At 63.4% G+C, this 16,780-nt stretch carries 20 protein-coding genes; 9 read left to right on the top strand and 11 right to left on the bottom strand.

Annotation, left to right across the window (positions count from 1 at the left end; all coding sequences use genetic code 11):
- Positions 1–53 precede the first annotated feature (53 nt).
- Positions 54–1,079, top strand: a complete 1,026-nt coding sequence (locus MK181_04835; GenBank protein ID MCH2419122.1) for an aspartate-semialdehyde dehydrogenase — start codon at positions 54–56, stop codon at positions 1,077–1,079.
- Between the two features lie 22 nt (positions 1,080–1,101).
- Here the strand turns inward: MK181_04835 and MK181_04840 are convergent, their stop codons facing one another.
- The gene (locus MK181_04840) at positions 1,102–1,353 is read right to left on the bottom strand and encodes a pyrophosphohydrolase (protein ID MCH2419123.1); all 252 of its coding nucleotides are present in this window, start codon (positions 1,351–1,353) and stop codon (positions 1,102–1,104) included.
- A 91-nt stretch (positions 1,354–1,444) separates the two neighbouring features.
- On the opposite strand from MK181_04840, the gene MK181_04845 reads away from it, so the two are divergent.
- Positions 1,445–1,750, top strand: coding sequence for a hypothetical protein (locus tag MK181_04845; GenBank protein MCH2419124.1), 306 nt, complete (start codon positions 1,445–1,447; stop codon positions 1,748–1,750).
- A gap of 44 nt (positions 1,751–1,794) precedes the next feature.
- On the opposite strand, the gene MK181_04850 is transcribed toward MK181_04845, so the two are convergent.
- Positions 1,795–2,319: a hypothetical protein gene (locus MK181_04850; protein MCH2419125.1), complete on the bottom strand. Its 525-nt coding sequence runs from the start codon at positions 2,317–2,319 to the stop codon at positions 1,795–1,797.
- A complete protein-coding gene (locus tag MK181_04855; GenBank protein ID MCH2419126.1) occupies positions 2,316–3,233 on the bottom strand; it encodes a DMT family transporter in 918 nt (305 codons plus the stop codon). Before MK181_04855 ends, MK181_04850 begins: the two co-directional genes overlap by 4 nt.
- A gap of 65 nt (positions 3,234–3,298) precedes the next feature.
- On the opposite strand from MK181_04855, the gene MK181_04860 reads away from it, so the two are divergent.
- Positions 3,299–4,765, top strand: a complete 1,467-nt coding sequence (locus MK181_04860) for a sulfatase-like hydrolase/transferase (GenBank protein ID MCH2419127.1) — start codon at positions 3,299–3,301, stop codon at positions 4,763–4,765.
- A 50-nt stretch (positions 4,766–4,815) separates the two neighbouring features.
- Here MK181_04860 and MK181_04865 read toward each other — a convergent pair whose 3' ends face one another.
- On the bottom strand, positions 4,816–6,087 hold the full coding sequence (locus tag MK181_04865) for an MFS transporter (protein ID MCH2419128.1): 1,272 nt from the start codon (positions 6,085–6,087) through the stop codon (positions 4,816–4,818).
- A 178-nt stretch (positions 6,088–6,265) separates the two neighbouring features.
- Here MK181_04865 and MK181_04870 point away from each other — a divergent pair, with 178 nt between their 5' ends.
- Positions 6,266–6,811 (top strand): DUF2061 domain-containing protein, encoded by a 546-nt coding sequence (locus MK181_04870; protein MCH2419129.1) that lies wholly within the window; start codon positions 6,266–6,268, stop codon positions 6,809–6,811.
- Positions 6,812–6,862: 51 nt separating this feature from the next.
- Here the strand turns inward: MK181_04870 and MK181_04875 are convergent, their stop codons facing one another.
- Positions 6,863–7,597, bottom strand: a complete 735-nt coding sequence (locus tag MK181_04875) for a siderophore-interacting protein (protein MCH2419130.1) — start codon at positions 7,595–7,597, stop codon at positions 6,863–6,865.
- Positions 7,598–8,249: 652 nt separating this feature from the next.
- On the opposite strand from MK181_04875, the gene MK181_04880 reads away from it, so the two are divergent.
- The 3 genes from MK181_04880 to MK181_04890 are packed head-to-tail and all read left to right on the top strand — an operon-like array spanning position 8,250 to position 10,969.
- Positions 8,250–8,873 (top strand): hypothetical protein, encoded by a 624-nt coding sequence (locus MK181_04880; protein MCH2419131.1) that lies wholly within the window; start codon positions 8,250–8,252, stop codon positions 8,871–8,873.
- Between the two features lie 18 nt (positions 8,874–8,891).
- Positions 8,892–10,280 carry an FAD-dependent oxidoreductase gene (locus tag MK181_04885; GenBank protein ID MCH2419132.1) on the top strand — a complete coding sequence of 463 codons (1,389 nt, stop codon included), beginning with the start codon at positions 8,892–8,894 and terminating at the stop codon, positions 10,278–10,280.
- Between the two features lie 38 nt (positions 10,281–10,318).
- Complete coding sequence (locus MK181_04890; protein ID MCH2419133.1) at positions 10,319–10,969, top strand: class I SAM-dependent methyltransferase; 651 nt, start codon at positions 10,319–10,321, stop codon at positions 10,967–10,969.
- Between the two features lie 18 nt (positions 10,970–10,987).
- Here the strand turns inward: MK181_04890 and MK181_04895 are convergent, their stop codons facing one another.
- A complete protein-coding gene (locus MK181_04895; GenBank protein MCH2419134.1) occupies positions 10,988–11,182 on the bottom strand; it encodes a hypothetical protein in 195 nt (64 codons plus the stop codon).
- A gap of 207 nt (positions 11,183–11,389) precedes the next feature.
- On the opposite strand from MK181_04895, the gene MK181_04900 reads away from it, so the two are divergent.
- A complete protein-coding gene (locus tag MK181_04900) occupies positions 11,390–12,160 on the top strand; it encodes a class I SAM-dependent methyltransferase (protein ID MCH2419135.1) in 771 nt (256 codons plus the stop codon).
- A gap of 9 nt (positions 12,161–12,169) precedes the next feature.
- Here the strand turns inward: MK181_04900 and MK181_04905 are convergent, their stop codons facing one another.
- The 3 genes from MK181_04905 to MK181_04915 all read right to left on the bottom strand — a co-directional run bounded on the left by MK181_04905 (position 12,170) and on the right by MK181_04915 (position 14,273).
- Positions 12,170–12,703 (bottom strand): nitroreductase family deazaflavin-dependent oxidoreductase, encoded by a 534-nt coding sequence (locus MK181_04905; protein MCH2419136.1) that lies wholly within the window; start codon positions 12,701–12,703, stop codon positions 12,170–12,172.
- A 119-nt stretch (positions 12,704–12,822) separates the two neighbouring features.
- Positions 12,823–13,752 carry a nucleoside hydrolase gene (locus tag MK181_04910; protein MCH2419137.1) on the bottom strand — a complete coding sequence of 310 codons (930 nt, stop codon included), beginning with the start codon at positions 13,750–13,752 and terminating at the stop codon, positions 12,823–12,825.
- Complete coding sequence (locus MK181_04915) at positions 13,749–14,273, bottom strand: hypothetical protein (GenBank protein ID MCH2419138.1); 525 nt, start codon at positions 14,271–14,273, stop codon at positions 13,749–13,751. The genes MK181_04910 and MK181_04915 overlap by 4 nt, the downstream gene beginning before the upstream one ends.
- A gap of 134 nt (positions 14,274–14,407) precedes the next feature.
- On the opposite strand from MK181_04915, the gene MK181_04920 reads away from it, so the two are divergent.
- Entirely contained in the window at positions 14,408–15,376 is a 969-nt protein-coding gene (locus MK181_04920) for an LLM class F420-dependent oxidoreductase (protein MCH2419139.1), read from the top strand.
- Between the two features lie 22 nt (positions 15,377–15,398).
- On the opposite strand, the gene MK181_04925 is transcribed toward MK181_04920, so the two are convergent.
- The gene (locus MK181_04925) at positions 15,399–16,262 is read right to left on the bottom strand and encodes a matrixin family metalloprotease (GenBank protein MCH2419140.1); all 864 of its coding nucleotides are present in this window, start codon (positions 16,260–16,262) and stop codon (positions 15,399–15,401) included.
- Between the two features lie 78 nt (positions 16,263–16,340).
- Positions 16,341–16,780 (bottom strand): hypothetical protein (locus MK181_04930; GenBank protein ID MCH2419141.1); only part of this gene is annotated, 440 nt, incomplete at its 5' end.

A 16,780-nucleotide genomic window follows, 5' to 3' on the forward strand; every position in this document is an offset into this window, starting at 1 on the left:
CCCGGCCGGAAACAACGGCTGGCCGGTGGCGGTGCGTCGGTAGCCTTTACCCCATGAATGTCGCGGTCGTCGGCGCCACCGGCCAGGTCGGAGGGGTCATGCGGAGCCTCCTGCTGGAGCGGGACTTCCCGGTTGGAGATATCCGGTTCCTCGCCTCGGCACGCTCCGCGGGTACGACCCTGCAGTGGGGTGATCGAGAGGTGGAGGTAGAGGACACGTCCACCGCGGACTGGTCGGGCATCGACGTCGCTCTGGTGAGTGCCGGGAAGACGGCCTCGCTGGAGCACTCCCCGAAGATGGTGGCCGCTGGGGCCACGGTGATCGACAACTCCTCGGGCTGGCGTATGGACCCCGATGTCCCGCTGGTCGTACCCGAAGTCAACGCGCAGGCCCTAAACGACATCCCGAAGGGCATCGTGGCCAACCCAAACTGCACCACGATGGCCGCCATGCCGGTGCTGGCCCCCCTCCACGCCGAGGCGGGCCTTCGGTCACTGACCGTGGCCACCTACCAGGCCGTATCGGGAGCCGGCCTCGCCGGGGTCGAGGAACTGGCCTCCCAGGTGGCTGCCGTGCTGGACGGGGCCCCGGGCCTGACCCACGACGGTCGGGCGGTCGAGTTCCCGGAACCGTCTTCGTTCGCCCGCAACATCGCCTTCAACGTGCTGGCCCATGCCGGGTCCTTCGTAGACGACGGTCGGGGAGAGACCGACGAGGAGCAGAAGCTCCGCAACGAGAGCCGCAAAATCCTCGGTATCCCCGACCTGGCGGTCTCCGGAACCTGTGTTCGAGTCCCAGTGTTCACCGGCCACTCGCTGTCCGTCCACGCCGAGTTCGACAACCCAATCAGCCCCGATCGGGCCACCGAGTTACTGGCCGCCGCCCCCGGCGTGGCGCTGGCCGACGTCCCGACGCCGCTCGACGCGGCCGGTGTGGACCCGACCATCGTGGGACGGATCCGATCCGACGAGACACGGCCCAACGGCCTAGCCCTCTTCCTGTCCGGGGACAACCTGCGCAAGGGCGCGGCACTCAACACCATCCAGATCGCCGAAGAACTGCTGCGTCGACGGGCCTGAGGCCCGCCAGGCCACCCGGTCCCTACGGCGGATCGGTGACGTACCGGGCCATTGCCTCGTCCAGCGACAGCTCCAGTTGGTTAGCCAAGCTGGCCAGCCAGGCCAGCACATCGCCCAACTCGTGGAGCTGCTCGTCGGCTGTTCCCTTTCGGGCGGCCTGGGCTAACTCCCCGAGTTCCTCGCACAGCCAGGCCACGGTGGCCGGAACCCCGCGGTCACGGTCGACGGGACCGTAGAGCTCCTCCATGAGGGCCTGAACCTCAGCAAGTTCCACGTCGCGGACCGTATCGGCTGGAGAGACGGCGGTTGCCGATCAACCCCTGAGGATCCACGCGTCGCGCGTGTGTTCGGTCCACACTCGATGGGTGCTCACCGACCACGAAGCCACCCATGTCCTGAGAGCCCTGGACGCCCTGGACCAGTTGGAGGAAGCAGCGATGAAGTTGGTCCGGGCTGAGTTGGCCTGCGGCCCAGCGCTAGACGGCCTGATTGCCGATCCGCTGACCGAGGGCACCCGGCTGGACCAGTTGAGCTTGGTCGACACACTGGCTGTCGACCTACTGGCCGCCCTGGGCCGGCACGACACGGTACGGCGCCTAGTCGACGAGGCTCCGGCGGGGTGTGCCCGCGACGCTCTGGTCGACCACCTAGCGGGACGAGGTAGCGCCTGACCGACGGGTCGCCGGCCCCTCTCGGTAGCCCGACGAAGAGCCCTTCAGCCCCCCGGGGGAGGAGCCGGTCGGGCCAGGTCCTCAACGGCCTCGCTTCCGGGGAGCCGTAGCAGCCCTCCGGGGGGGAGCAGGATCTTGCGGTCCCGGGAGCCCCCGCCGACCACCACCCGATCGCGGGCCAGGACCGCTCCATCGACCCAGATGGGCACGGAGGTGGGCAGGCCAAACGGGGTCACCCCACCGATCTGCATGCCAGTCAACTCGGCTGTCTCCTCGGCGCTAGCGAACGAAGCCTTGCGGGATCCCAGGCGTTGGCGGACCATGCCGTTCACGTCGAGGCGGTAGGTGGCCAGCACCAGGCATAGGGCGAACGGCTGCCTCTCATCGGGCCGGGCCTTACCGGCCACCAGGATGGCGTTAGCCGAGTCCTCAAGGGCGATCCCGTAGGCCTCGCAGAAGGCCGCCGTGTCAGCCAGGGCGGGATCGCAGGCCATGACCTCGTGATCCACCCCAAGGGAGGCCAGTTGTTCCAGAACCGGGTCGCCGGTCGGTTCGGACGGCCGGTTCATGACTGCCGCGGAGGGACCAGGCCCGTTTCACGAGCCGGCCCGGTCAGGCCGTAAAAGACGGCCACCACCACGATGGCTCCTCCGATGAAGGTGGGCGTCGGGGGAACCTCCTCGAACCACAACCAGACCCAAAGCGAGGCGGCCACCGTCTCGACGGGGGTGAACAGGCTGACCTCGGCGGCCGGAGCGTGCCGGGTGGCCGTAGACATACACAGGCGGGCCACCGGTCCAAAAAAGCCACCCATGAGCATCGTGGCCAGAAAAGCCCGACGATCCAACAGCGAGACGTCGGCCGGGACCGCGGTGACCAGAGCGATGAATGTGGCGGTCACGGCCACCACGAGGGTTCGAGGCAGCTCGGGGTGGCGGCGCCAGATCACGAGGTTGATCGAGAATCCCCCGATGGCTACGAGGGCCAGCAGATCGCCACCCACCCCGCCCCCGCTCATCGATCCGCCCACGATGACAGCGATGCCGGTCGCCGTCGCCCCGATAGCCCGCCAGGTCCGTCCCGAGGTGCGCTCGCGAAGAGCGAACCGAGCCAGGACGGCGGCGAAGATGGGACAGGCGGCGATGATGGCCACCACGTTGGAAGCCGCGGTGAGGGTCACGGCGGTCAGAAAAGACGTAGTCGAGACAGCACCCAGCAGGCCGGTCATGGCCAACGTGCCCCGCCACCGGGCCACGGTGGCCACCGTGCCCCGACCGAGGGAGCGAAAGGCGAGCGACCATGCCACCGGCGTAGAGAAGAGTCCGACCATGAAGGCGATGGTCCAGCCGTTCACCTCGGAATCGCGCTCAGCGACCCGGACCAACAGCGCATCGCTGGATACCAGGAACATCCCGGTGAAGGCCAACAACAGGCCGAAAGACCGCCCGGACCGCGGAATCCGGTCAACGAGCGCGAGGTTCATCGCCGGACACTAGCTACGGGGGCTGGCAGGATGGCCTGCCGAGGCTCCGACGACCGGAGGGACACGTGCCCCGACCGAACATCTTGCTGGTCACCTTGGACCAGTGGAGAGGCGACTGCCTGGGAGCGGCCGGCCATCCGGTGGTCCGTACACCCCATCTGGACCGGTTGGCCGCCGAGGGGATTCGGTTTACTTCCCACTACGCCCAGGCGGCGCCGTGCGGTCCTAGCCGGGCCAGCCTGCTGACCGGCACCTACCAACATGTGCACCGGTCGGTTCAGAACGGCACTCCGCTGGACGCCCGCTTTACCAATGTGGCCCTCGAGGCCCGAGTTGCTGGATACGACCCGGTGCTGTTCGGCCACACCGATACCACGGTGGACCCGCGCACCGTGCCTGACGACGATCCCCGTCTCGAGGACTACGAGGGCCCGCTGCCCGGATTCCGCGTAGCCCTGGAACTCCCCGAGCATCGGGAAGCTTGGTACCGGTGGCTGGAGGATCGGGGCCATGACATCTCGGACCGCGGGCGGTTCCTGCGACCCCGCGCCGACGTGTCCATCCCCGACGGACGGGGAGCCAGTTGGCCTCCTTCCCCGTTCGCTACAGACGAGACGGAAACGGCGTTTGTGGTGGGCGAGGTGCTCGACGAGCTGGAGCGGTTGTCGGCCGATGGCGAACCCTGGTTTGTCCACGCCTCGATCTACCGTCCCCACCCCCCGTTCGTGGTACCCGAGCCATACAACGACCTGGTGGACCCGGCCGAAGTCCCGGAACCGATCGTCGACGAACCGGGCGACAACCACCCGTTCCTGGCGGCCGCGCGAGCCTGGGTCGCGCCGCCCGCGGATCCGTTGGACCTCCGCCAGGTGCGCGCCACCTACTACGGGATGATGGCCGAGGTGGATGCCCAGATGGGGCGTCTACTCACGGGTCTTGACGACCTAGGGGTGGCCGACCAGACGGTGGTCGTGGTCACGTCAGACCACGGCGAGATGCTGGGAGATCACGGCCTCATGTCCAAGCTGGGGTTCTTTGACCAGTCGTTCCACATCCCGCTGATCATCCGGTATCCGGCTCTTGACGGGCCGGCAGGCGGGGTGGTGGACCGGTTTACGGAGAACGTGGACCTAATGCCCACCCTGCTGGATCTGGCCGGTGCCGAGGTTCCGAGGCAGTGCCAGGGGCGGTCGCTACGTCCCTTTCTGGCCGGCGAGGAGCCCGACCAGTGGCGGTCGGCCGTTCACTGGGAGTACGACTTTCGCCTCTTTGCCGGGGTGGCGGACCTGCCCGGGAACCAGTGCAACCTGGCTGTGCACCGCGACCGGACGGGTAAGTACGTCCACTTCGCCGGCTGGCCGGCGCTGTTCTACGACCTCGTCGACGACCCAGGCGAGCGTCGACCGTTGGCGGCTCACCCCTCGATGGCTGACCATGCGGCGGCCCTCCTGGGTTGGAGAATGGCCACCGACGAACAGGAGTTGTCCGACCACCTCGCCCTGCCGGGTGGGATGGTCGTCTTGGACGCCTGACAGCTGCCTCGGGAGTGGGGGCGACACCGGAGTCCCGAGGTGTCTCTCAGTTAGACCTCTCGTCTGCCGTTGAGAAGGAAATGACGGCGGTACATCACCGCCATGACTGCCACTGCTAGTGGGGCAGCTGTGAATGCGAGGCTGGCGCTCCGGTAGTCGCCGAACACGTCACTACCGAGCGAGAAGGCGAGTGCTCCCATTGAGGAGCCCAGAACACTCAGAAAGCCCAGGAAGCCGGTAATTGACCCAAGGTGTCCGACTCCGAAAAGTGCAGGGAGCAGAGCAGCATTCATGGAGGCCATAGCCCCCATGCTCAGTCCGAGCATCAGGACATAGCCGAGAACCGCCCCGAACGAGATCGCAGAACCCCCGAGGAAGGTCGTCAGGGCTACCAGGACGGCAGAAGTAGCGGGCAGCCAAGGGCGGATCGCGCGGTCTGCAAGCCAGCCGACGCTCAGGCCCCCCACTATCGATCCCACGGCCGTAGGTAGGAACATGGCGGCGGCCTCGGAGTTCGAGTAACCGATCTCGCCTAGGAGATTGCTCTGGTGGAATATCAGGCCGGTCCCAAGAAGCGAACCACTAACCGTCACCGCTGCCAGTGTCCAAAACGACCCCGTTCGCACCGCCACAGCCCGGACCACCGATGTAACACCACGATCCAAGAGGATTGGAGTGTCGGAGTTACCGCCGTCAGGCACCTGACCGAGATTGGCGGGTCGGTCCACAAAGCCGAATAGACCGATCGGGACCACTGTTAGGAAGATCGCCGCCGCGGCTACCAACCAGGCTTGCCGCCAACCCCAAGTTTCGATGGTGAGGGCCAGAAGAACTGGAACGACGCTCATTCCGCTAAAGGTCACCGTTGTCTTCACACCCATGGCGAATCCGCGACGTTGGTTGAACCAGTGCGCCACAGCCACGTTTGAAGTCAGGCTAAGAGCGCCCTGACCTAGGAAGCGGATCCCTAGGAAACCGACTGTCAGCCAGACAACGCCGTGGATCATCGACATGTGGGCGAGGGCGCCAGCGAAGATCACACCGAGTATCACTGTGGCCCGCCGAACACCGACGCTATCGACCCAAGTCCCGAGTCTCGGCTGGAGGCCAGAAGCCACCAATGTGCCGACTAGGTATGCGCTGGCGATGGCCGAATCGGAAAGATCAAGGCCCGACGAAAGGTGTTCACGAAAAACCGAGACGCCCATCGACTGACCGGGTCCTGTGAGGATGCCGACAAGGGAAGCCAGCCCGACCATGTGCCAGCCATAGAAGCCAGCAGGCGAGCGGGCGCCCCTACGGGCTGGACCTTCTCGAAGCATCAGGGAACGCTAGTGCTCAAGGAATTATCTAACTGGTCCAAGGAGAGCAAGTCGTAAGTGCGCTACGGGGCACGCAACATCTGCCACACGCGGCCCAGTGGCCTAGGTGTCTCTGCACCAAGGGGATCGTTCCTCGCCTACCACGCTCCTCATGAAGACATGACAGACTCCAACCGCGATGAGGGAGCATCCCGAAAACCCGATCTTCGGACCTGAGGACCCGCGCCTGGATCCTCCTAATCCTCCAGAGATCCAGCCGGCGCGCTCGATCGCCAAGGCGATCTCCTGGCGGGTGGTGGGGACACTCGACACCCTGATCCTGTCCTTCGTCATCCTGAGCTTTCTCGGTCCATTCTTCGGTCTTGAGGAAGCAAGCAGCGCCGACAAGATAAGAACTGCGGCCTTCATTGCGTTAACCGAAGTCGCAACCAAGATGGCGCTCTACTACCTGCATGAGCGGCTCTGGTCCCGGCTGCAATGGAACCGCACCCTGGACGAGGAAGGCCACTACCGGGACGGTCGGTGGCGTTCGGCCACCAAGACAGCGACGTGGCGGGTGTTAGCAAGTGCGGACACCATGTTGCTGGGGTTCATCTTCACCGGCAATCTGGCGACAGCCATCTCGATCGGCGGGTTCGAGATCATCACAAAGTTGGTGCTCTATTTCTTCCACGAGCGGTACTGGGCTCGGATCCGCTGGGGGATCATCCCGGGGACTGTGTGAGGTTCGAGCCGGATCACAAGTTGTCCAAATACAGGCCCAAAACCGACGGCCTCAGTCGGTTTCAGAAACGCCGCCGCGGCCGTGCTTCCAGTAGCCCCGGACAACAGCGTGGGAGCGGGAAAGACCCCGCTCGTCGAAGAGATGACGGCGAATGCGCTGGACGGCGGCCGCCTCGCCGGCAGCCCATACCCGTGCGTCAGGAGCTATCTGTGCGCTGGTGACAGCGGCGAAGAGAGAATCGCCAGGGGTTGAGCCAGCCTTAAGTTGACACCACTGAATGGTCGCACCTGGGTGAGCGGGCAACTCGAGGCGTCCGTCAGGATGCCGGACCTCGATGAGTACCTCCACCTCGGCCTCCGGAGGCAGCGCTCGAAGAAGCATGGAGATGGCAGGAAGTGCCGACTCGTCACCTGCGAGCAGGAACGAGCGAACTGCCGGATCAATCTCGTATCCGCGCCCTGTGCCAGAGACGGCAACACGATCCCCTGCCTTGGCCGTATCTACCCACGCGGAAAGAATCCCGTTTCCGTGTCGGACAACCTCGATATCGAGTTCGAGCGGACCGGGCCTGAACGAGAGCGGGGTGAGTGTTCGGATAGTCGGCCGGCTGCCGTCCGCGAACAGGAACTCATTCCCGGCCCATGTGGGCAGGACGACCTCGGTTGGATCTCCCGGAAGCAGGACACGCACGCTGGCGGCCGGTAGCCCGGGGTCGAGCCCTTGGAGCATCGGCCCGGCGAGAGTGATCCGAACCATGTGGGGGTTACGTGGCTCAATCCGAGCCACCTCGACTATGCGAAACGGTGGGGGTTCCCGACGGGCGCGAATCGCTTTCACGACCACGCAGCAGTGCCGTATTCGGTGCAGAACCCGCCCTGGTCGGCCACGCGGCGAGTCTTACACCCAGCCGCCTCAACTGGTTTGGTCGAACCAGTTCGGGACGTCCTCCTAGTCGTTGCTCCAGTCACTCATCTCCCGCAACAATTCGAAGGTGTAGATGCCCGTGCTGTGATCGTCGTTCCAGATGATGTTCAATCCCCATGCGCCATGGAGTGCGGCATCCTTGATCTGTAGTCGGGCTGGGCTGCCATGACGGGGCCAGGCTGCCTCTCCACGTTCCCGTAGTGAACGACAGGCCGCGCATGGGCAAAACAGGCGAAGTCGCATTAAATCGAGTTCCGCAACGTGCCCGTCAGCGAACGTGACAGTCAGCCCACGACTTCGTTTGACGACAACATCAACGACGTCGTGACGGTCCTCCACTTAGACATCATGCCTCGGCATCGAACCCGACTTGTTAGGCCACCACCTGGCAGTAGGCGAGGCCCTCCACAGGACATGCGCACAACGGTGTCGAAATAGAGTCAAAACTGGAGTTCAACGTGTGGCATGCAGAACCGAACGAGGAATACGTGCCCAACACTCGAAAAGTTCAATGATGACCAACGTGTCCGGCGGCAGCGACGGGCGTTCCGTTGTTAAGGGGACCATCTCGTCAGCGGCATTTGCCAGCGGAGACCAGTTCGTCATCGGTTACTGGCCACAGTCACCGCTCGGGCCCTTTCACGACATCATGTGGCTCGACGCGAACGACACCAGAACCCTGATTGCCTCCTCACGAGACGCAGCCAACTTCATCACGAGTACCTATCACTTCGATCACGTCCTGGTCGCGTCGCTTCATGTTGAGAGCGAGGGAGCAACCACGACGGCTTGGACCGACAAACTTGAGATACAGATGGCCGGAGGCCGGCTACGCCCCCTTCCGCTCCGGCGCCCACTCGCCGCGACCCGCTACATCGAAGCGCCCATCGCAAGATGGCTAATGGGTGTCGAAACCTACGGGTTGAGCCCGACCGGCGCCCGCGAGTGGTATCAGACCCGCGGTTGGCGGTGGGTAAGGACCGCCACCGCCCGGAACAAAAACGAGGACCTTGGGGAACTGGTCGAGGTCACCCGACCCATGAACGTCGGATTCTCCAACCCACCGAGGCGAGCTTCGATCGTCGCGGTCACCGTCACGATCGAACGACCCGCCGCCGGCAGCGAGTCTGGGACCTGAGCACGGAGGCCCACCGGAATGTCGAACACCCACATCCCCTACTCGCCGCTACGCAGTCGTCGCGAGGTACTAGCCGGGCTGTCGTCTTTGGTCCTGGCAACCACGCTGGGCTGTGGACGCAGCGACCGCACCACGACCCCACCACTAACCACGACCTCAAAGCTCCCAGCGTTATTCGACCATCGAATCACCCGCTGGGGTCAGGACCCCTGGTCCCGAGGTTCGTATTCGTACCTGGGTCCGGGAGCGTCGTCAGCTACCCGTCGGATGCTCGCCCGACCAATCGACGATCGTCTGTTCTTCGCCGGCGAGGCAACCGACACCGAGCACCCGGCAACCGTCCACGGTGCTCTCGCCTCAGGACAGCGGGCGGCTATCGAAATCCAGGAAGCCAGTAAGCCTGGTCCCATCGTGGTGATCGGTGCGGGCGTCGCCGGATTGGGAGCAGCACGTGATTTGACCGCCGCTGGACGCGAGGTGGTAGTGCTCGAGTCACGCCAACGCATCGGGGGTCGTGTCTGGTCGGACACCGTGGGCGGTGCCCCAGTTGACCTTGGCGGCTCCTGGCTACACGGGCTGCGGGACAACCCGCTGACCGATCTAGCGGCCTCGCTGGACATCGACCTGATCCGCACCGACTACGAAGACGCGGTGCTGTTCGATGCCGACGGCAGGCTGGTGGACTGGTCCAACCTGGACCACCTGTACGACCTGGTTGAAGACATGCTGTCGTCTAGTCGGTCCACCAAATCGATGGCGACAGCCGTGGATGAGTTACGCCGTCAGGTCGAGGTCGAGGACCGAAGACATCTGGAGTACGTGCTGGCCTCAGAGATTGACCACTGGTTCGCGGCGGGACCCGAGGACCTCGCCTTCTCCGGAGTCCACGAAGGTGGATGGTCACGAGGCGGTGACGCCATTCCCGCTACCTCCTACCGGCCGATCATCGAGCACCTGGCGACCGGCCTCGACATCCGTCTAGGTCATCCGGTTTCTGAAGTCATTCGCACCGAAAGCGGAATCCGGGTTACTACGGAGGAGACCGAGTTCCGCGGAGGGGCCGTCGTCATAACGGTCCCATTGGGAGTTCTCCAAGCCGGGACCATCCGGTTTGACCCCGCGCTCCCAACGGTTAAGTCGACAGCCATCCAAACCCTCGGCATGGGAACCATGGACAAGGTGGTGCTCCACTTCGAGGAGCCGTTCTGGGATCCCGACGTGGACCTGATCGCCTACGCCTCATCCGAACCCGGTCGGTTCATCGAGTGGTACAACGCAATTCCGTGGACCGGCCACCCGATCCTGGTCGGGTTCAACGCCGGCAGACCGGCAGTAGAGGTCGGATCCTGGAGTGACGAACGGATATTGACCGCCTCCCTGGACGTTCTAGGCCGCCTCCGCTGGTGAACAAGCATGCCAATGTGGTCCGACGAGGACGGTGAGAGATGGCTGACGGTGACTTTGACCTGGCTGACGCCTACGCCGTAGAGACCCCGGACGACAACCGTGACCTCTACGCCCGCTGGGCGGCGACCTACGAGTCGGCGTTCATTGCCGACAACGGGTACGTGTACCACCTCGGGGTGGTCGGGTCGTTCGTCGACACGGCATCAGATGAGGACGACCCCGTCCTGGACGTGGGCTGCGGTACCGGCCTGGTGGGAGTCGCCCTTCGGGCCACCGGCCCTTGGACTGTCGACGGGCTGGACCTGTCAACTGAGATGCTCGGAGAAGCCCGGGTCAAGGTCGCTGGTGAAGGGGATCCCGTCTACCGGCACCTCCATGAGGGCGACCTGACGGCCACTCTGGATATTCCGTCCGGGACCTACGGCGCCGTGGTCAGCTGCGGAACCTTTACCCACGGACATGTTGGTCCAACGGCCTTCGACGAGCTGTACCGCATTACCCGACCCGGGGGGCTGTTCGCTATTGGGATCAACCCGGACCACTTCACGAACCTGGGTTTCGCCGATCGATTCGTCGACGACGTGGCGGCCGGTCGCATCACCGAACCGGTGATCCGACGGGTGAATACCTACGAGGCGGGTGACCACGCCGGCCAACTCTCGCCAGTGGCCGTCTTCCGGACGCTCTAGACGCCCTCGCGGGCTGGTTCAGGCGACAGCGCAGGACATATCGGCGCCACAGCACAAAGGCGATTTGATCTTGCCGTGGCCGTTAGGGCATTCGGAAACCTGGACGGTCGAGCCGTCATCCTTGGTCAGGATGGCGTCAACCAACGGTGTGTCACAGGCTCCACAGGAGGCGTTGACGGACATGCCGCAGGACGAACATTCATAGGTGGCCATTGGAGTTCCCCTCTCGCTAACGGTCGCCGTAAATCCTTCCATACAGCCACTTCCTGCCCCAGGGATGCGAATGCCGGCCCAGTGTTCGGAGAGGCCCGACTCGAATACCCACCGTCTTGAACCCAGCGTCAGCTACCGCTCGGTGCCTCTGGCCCATCGAGTTCATGAGGAAACAGTTTCGCGGGCTCCTGTGATCTACTCATAGGGGTGGATCGTTCTGAGTTCTCCGACCATGTGGCATCGAACCGGATCGTTTGGGACAGCTGGGCTGACGAGTACGTGGCGGCGGGCCGGCGGGCCTGGGGTGACGATCAGCCCCAGTGGGGGATTTACGGCATCCCAGAGTCTGCGGTTGGGTTGATCGACCCCTTCGATGGTGGCGATGTGATCGAGTTGGGGTGTGGAACGGCTTACGTTTCGGCGTGGTTAGCGCGACGGGGTGGCCGACCGGTCGGGATCGACAACTCGGCGGCACAACTGGCGACTGCGGCGAGTTTCCAGAAAGAGTTCGACCTGCGGTTTCCGCTCATCCACGGCGACGCGGAGAGGTTGCCGTTCGCCGACGAGAGCTTCGACTTTGCGATCTCCGAGTACGGATCGGCCATCTGGTGTGATCCGTACCGGTGGCTTCCCGAAGCGGCGAGAGTGCTGCGCCCCGGAGGCCGCCTGGCGTTCCTAGGAAACTCCGTGTTGATGACACTTTGCGTGTTCGACGACAACGAGCCAGCCAGTGACCGGTTACAGCGTCCGCAATTCGGGATGCATCGCTATGAGTGGCCCGACGATCCGGGGGTCGAGTTCCACATCTCCCATGGTGACCGCATCCGACTCTTGCGCGCCTGCGGGTTCGAAGTCGAAAACCTCATCGAACTTCAACCACCTGTCGACGCCGAAGAAACCCGCTATCCGTTCGTGAACCTCGACTGGGCGAGGCAATGGCCGATCGAAGAAGCGTGGATTGTCCGCAAGACGGGTTAACCAGGGCGACTAGGGAGACACCCCGTGGGTGTCGGTCTCGAGGACGAAGACCCGAATGACACGGTGGTCGGCCCTCCCCCGGTATTTGGTGTAGCCGGGGTAGACGGCACTGGCCAGATCAAAGATCCGATCCGTTTCGGCTTCGTCGGCCCGGCGGGCCACCACTTCCACGGAACGGTCCTGGTATCCGACGGTTGCCGACGGATCGGCTTCGAGGTTGTACACCCAGCCAGGTGTGTTCTTCTGGCCGTAGTTGGATCCGATCACCGCAAGGTCTTCTCCCACCGGGATGCCGAGAAGCGGCATAGTCCGGCGCTTCCCGGTCTTCGCTCCAGTAGTGGTGAACATCACCACTGGCAACCCTGCCAGGAGGGCCGGGACGGTCAGCCGACCTCCAGAGACCTTGAACAGTGCCTTGTCCTGTTGGTAGAGGGTCTTGGAAAACAGCCACGCCATGGGCGGTGTCGAGGTCACCGTCTGGATCATCCGTTGTAGAGCGTTGGCTGGTTTCACTTCAAAGCCCAACTCGCGCAGTGCACCCATAACTCACCTCCCAGCAAGAAGTTAACCACTGGCCGGCCGCACGGTCCCGGTGGGGAACCCCGAGGCTGACGCGACCTGTTGAATACATCACCCGAGTTGAAAGCGGCGTTGCGGTTCTCTCAGTTGTCGGAACACGCGGTGTAGAGCCGGTCCTTGAAGGCGGCTTCGTCGACATGCCACACCACGCGAATGTTCGGGGGCTCGGAGTTGATCCGACGATCAGGGAGCGTGGCGCCGCGGGTAGGTCCGTCGAGACCGACCACTAGACGTTCTTCGGTCGCCTCGGTGACGATCGAGTCATCGAGGGCGACGGCCATGGCTACGGGATCGGGGAAGTCCATCCCCTCCAGACCATTGGCACGACAGAACTTTTCGACCTCCGCGTTGATGTCAACCGCGAACCGGCCCAGCCGACCGCACGATTGCAGTCGTTCCGTCTCCGGAGGAGTCATCACCGCGTAAGTGCGGCTGATGTTCCACCCGATCATGGTTTTTGCCCCGGCAGCATCGAACACGGCTGTAGCTGCCTCGGGATCGGCCCAGACGTTGTACTCCCCGACGGGATTGACGTTGCCCACCCCATCAGGCGAGCCGGCCATCAGGAAGGTGTGCACGAATCGGGAAAGGAAGTCAGGATCCTCGGCAAGGGCCGAGGCGATGTTGGTAAGCGGGCCCAGGGTGACCAGCGTGTGCCGGTTTGGTTCTTCGGTGGCCACTCGAAGCAAAGCATCCACAGCATTCTCAGGTTCCGGCTCACGTGACGGTGCTGGCAGATCGGCGCCCCCCATCCCGTCCTCACCGTGGACCATCTGTGCGGTCTCAAGAGGTCGAAGAAGTGGCTGGTCGGCCCCTACGTGAACGGGCACGGTGGCGTGATCAACAAGATCCAGGGTGACGATGGCGTTACGCACAGCCAGGTTCTGTGGGACGTTGCCGGCGACAACGGTGACCATGCGGATGTCGACCGAAGGATCCCGTGCCGCCAACACGAGAGCGACCGCATCGTCAGAAGCAGTGTCGGTGTCGACAATGAAGCTCCGCCTCGTCATATCGAATACCCGAGTGACTCAGAGGCGCCGGCCTCCGCCGAGACCCCAGAAGTGTTCGGCCGGGCGTTGCGTATGGCGAGGTACTCCCTGTGGTCCTGATAGTTCCCGTCGATGACGAAGCCCCAGCCGCGGCCGTGTGGCTTGCCGGCAGCGAAGATCGTCCACACCGGACGGTCGCCCCGGGTGCTGACAATGCGGTGGACAGTGTCGGCGTCGATCCGGTTGACCTGCCCCGGGCGGTACTTACGCACCTCGTCGCCATACGGACCGCGTTCTTCGACGTAGCTGCCCTTCACAATCAGGCTGCGGGACCACGAGAACGGATGGGTATGGGGATAAGGGTCACGGTCAGGAAGATTGATGGAATGCAGGAAAATCGAAACGAACGGTGTGTCGAATCGCCACCGCTCCAGATAAACCCGCTCCGGTTCGACAACGTCGTAGATGAGCTGTCGCCGGGCAAACGACCAACGCCATTCGCCATCAACCAGGTTCTCCCTGTGACGCCAACCCCATTTCACTACGACTCAGGGTAACGAACGACTCCCTAGATTTCAGATTCGTACCTCGGCGGCAGCCCGGATGGCTACTGATGTCTCGAAGGTTGGTTGAATGATCGGCCAACAACGATCGAAGCGACCCACAGGAACCATCCATGACCCGGCTCGGCTACCAGATTCCCAACTTCACCTACCCCAATACCCCGGAAGCGGGCATTTTCGATTCCGTAATTGCGCAGGCCAAGGCGGCAGAAGCTGCCGGTTTCGACAGGGTTTTCGTAATGGACCACTTCTACCAACTCCCGGGACTTGGCGCCCCCGAAGAGCCAATGCTTGAGTGCTATTCGGTCCTGTCCGCACTCGCTCAACACACCGAGACAGTCCGACTTTCTGCACTGGTGACCGGCAACACCTACCGGCATCCGACCCTTCTGGCCAAGACGGTGACCGCTCTGGATCACCTCTCGTCGGGACGGGCGACGTTGGGGATCGGTGCCGGGTGGTTCCAACTCGAACACGACTCCCTCGGTTTTGAGTTCGGCACGTTCACCGACCGGTTCGAGAAGCTCGAAGAGGCACTGCAGATCGTGATTCCGATGCTTCGCGGAGAGAAGGTGAGTTTCGCGGGGAAGCACTATCAGGTCTCCGACGCGGTCAACTCCCCGCCGCCTGTTTCCCGTATTCCGATCATGATCGGCGGCAGTGGTGAGAAGAAGACGCTGCGGATGGTCGCCCAGTACGCCGACGAGTCCAACCTCTCGAGCGGTCCGATCAACGAGATCCCACACAAACTCGAGGTTCTTGAGGAGCACTGCGAACGTCTAGGCCGCGACCGATCAGAGATCGTCGTCACGAAACTGCAGATGGTCTGCGTGGCCCCAACCATGGAAGAAGCAGAATCGGACCTGCGCGAGGTCGGAGCAGCAAAAGGATGGTCCGACGAGGTCATCGAGATGGCCAAGATGATCCTGATCTACGGCGATCCCGACACCGTCGGAGAAAAACTCCAAGCGTGCATGGACACCGGCATCGACGGGATGACCATCAACCTCGCCGCCAACGGTCACAAGACCGAACGCATCGGCCTCCTCGGCGAAATCGGATTGGCAGCAACGGCGAGTTGATAATTGGCGTTCTGATTACCGCTCAACACGCCCGGCTTCCAGCTAATGCCAGCGCCGCTCGATCTGCCGGAGTGATCGAAGAGTTCAGGGCGATCACGGGGTACATGTAGCTGTCAGGGTCGTTGGAGTGGCCGATTCCGAAAACGTGCGAGAGCTCGTGGGCGATGGCCATCTTCTTAGACAACCTGTCAATCTCACCTTCGGGCATGGTGTCGAAGAGGCTGCTCGAGAGTCGAATCCTGGTGCTTCGCGGGGTCTGTTGACCACGCTTATGGGTGGCCCACATCGTTGCGGCTGCGAGTTCATTCGGATGCATCACCGTGTTCTCCTTGTCGATCCAGTGGATGGCAATGGTGTCGTCGCCAGGCTTGGAGATCCGCTGCGCTGCTGTTGAGAACTCCTCGCCCCGTTCGCTCGCCCCCTTGGTCACAACGACGTTCAGACCGGTCAGTTCCTTCAGGCTCAGGAGTACCGAGATGGTTGCGTTTCTCATCTGGGGACGAGTCGCCGCTGCAATATCTTTATCAATGAAGATCTCAGTGGTGATTCTCGTGCACTGCGGCCAGAGCAGGTTGCCGAATCGATTCGACACGGACGGGTTGCTCCCTGCCAGGTCAAGTTCGGAGATGAAGTTTCCCGATCCGGTCGGGTAGATCGCGAGCAGTTTCGCTGCCTCCCAGTCCAACTCGACGCGGATGTTTCCTTCTTTAATCGCTGGTGACCAGGATTTCCCGTCCAGGGTGAGGTTGTAACGAAGTGCGACCTCGGGTTCCTTCTGTTCCGGCCTGGCTAGGAAGCCGACCAGCACCAGGCCGGCAACTATGCCGGCCAGAAGCAGCGAGATCCGCCTGAGTAGGCGGCGACGGTCCTCAGGGCTTCTGGCCATTGGATGCCTAGTTGCGCCGGGTCAATCGAGGACCGGGGCGAACCGGTTCGGTAGGTGAGCCATCGCATGCGGCCACCATCACGATTCTCGGCGTCGTTTGAGTTCGTGGTGGTCGCCGTCAGGGTTGTCGGCGCAGTCAGGGTTGTCGTCCGGGTCGACGAGAACACCGTCGCGGTCGGTGAGACGCTTCTCGCAGTGTTGGCAGCGGCGACGCCGAGAGACGAGCAGAAGAAGCAACCCGGCGGCTAGGGCGGCGACGACCGGTTTCCACCAGTTGGTGCCACTCCCGGTGCCCTCAGGTTCGGCGGAGGTGAGGGATTGACGAATCACCCCGTCGCCCGGGTCGCTGGCGTCGAACGGGTCGGTGCCGAGTTGGTTGATTTCTTGGCTGTCGCTGATCCCGTCCCCGTCGCTGTCCTGGGTTTCCGGCGATTCAGGCTCTTCGGTGGTGTCTGGGCCTTCGGTGGTGGTGGTAGTGGTGTCTGGGCCCTCGGTGGTGGTGGTGTCTAGGCCTTCGG

The organism is Acidimicrobiales bacterium (assembly GCA_022452035.1).
In the GTDB taxonomy this organism is placed as follows: Bacteria; Actinomycetota; Acidimicrobiia; order Acidimicrobiales; family MedAcidi-G1; genus UBA9410.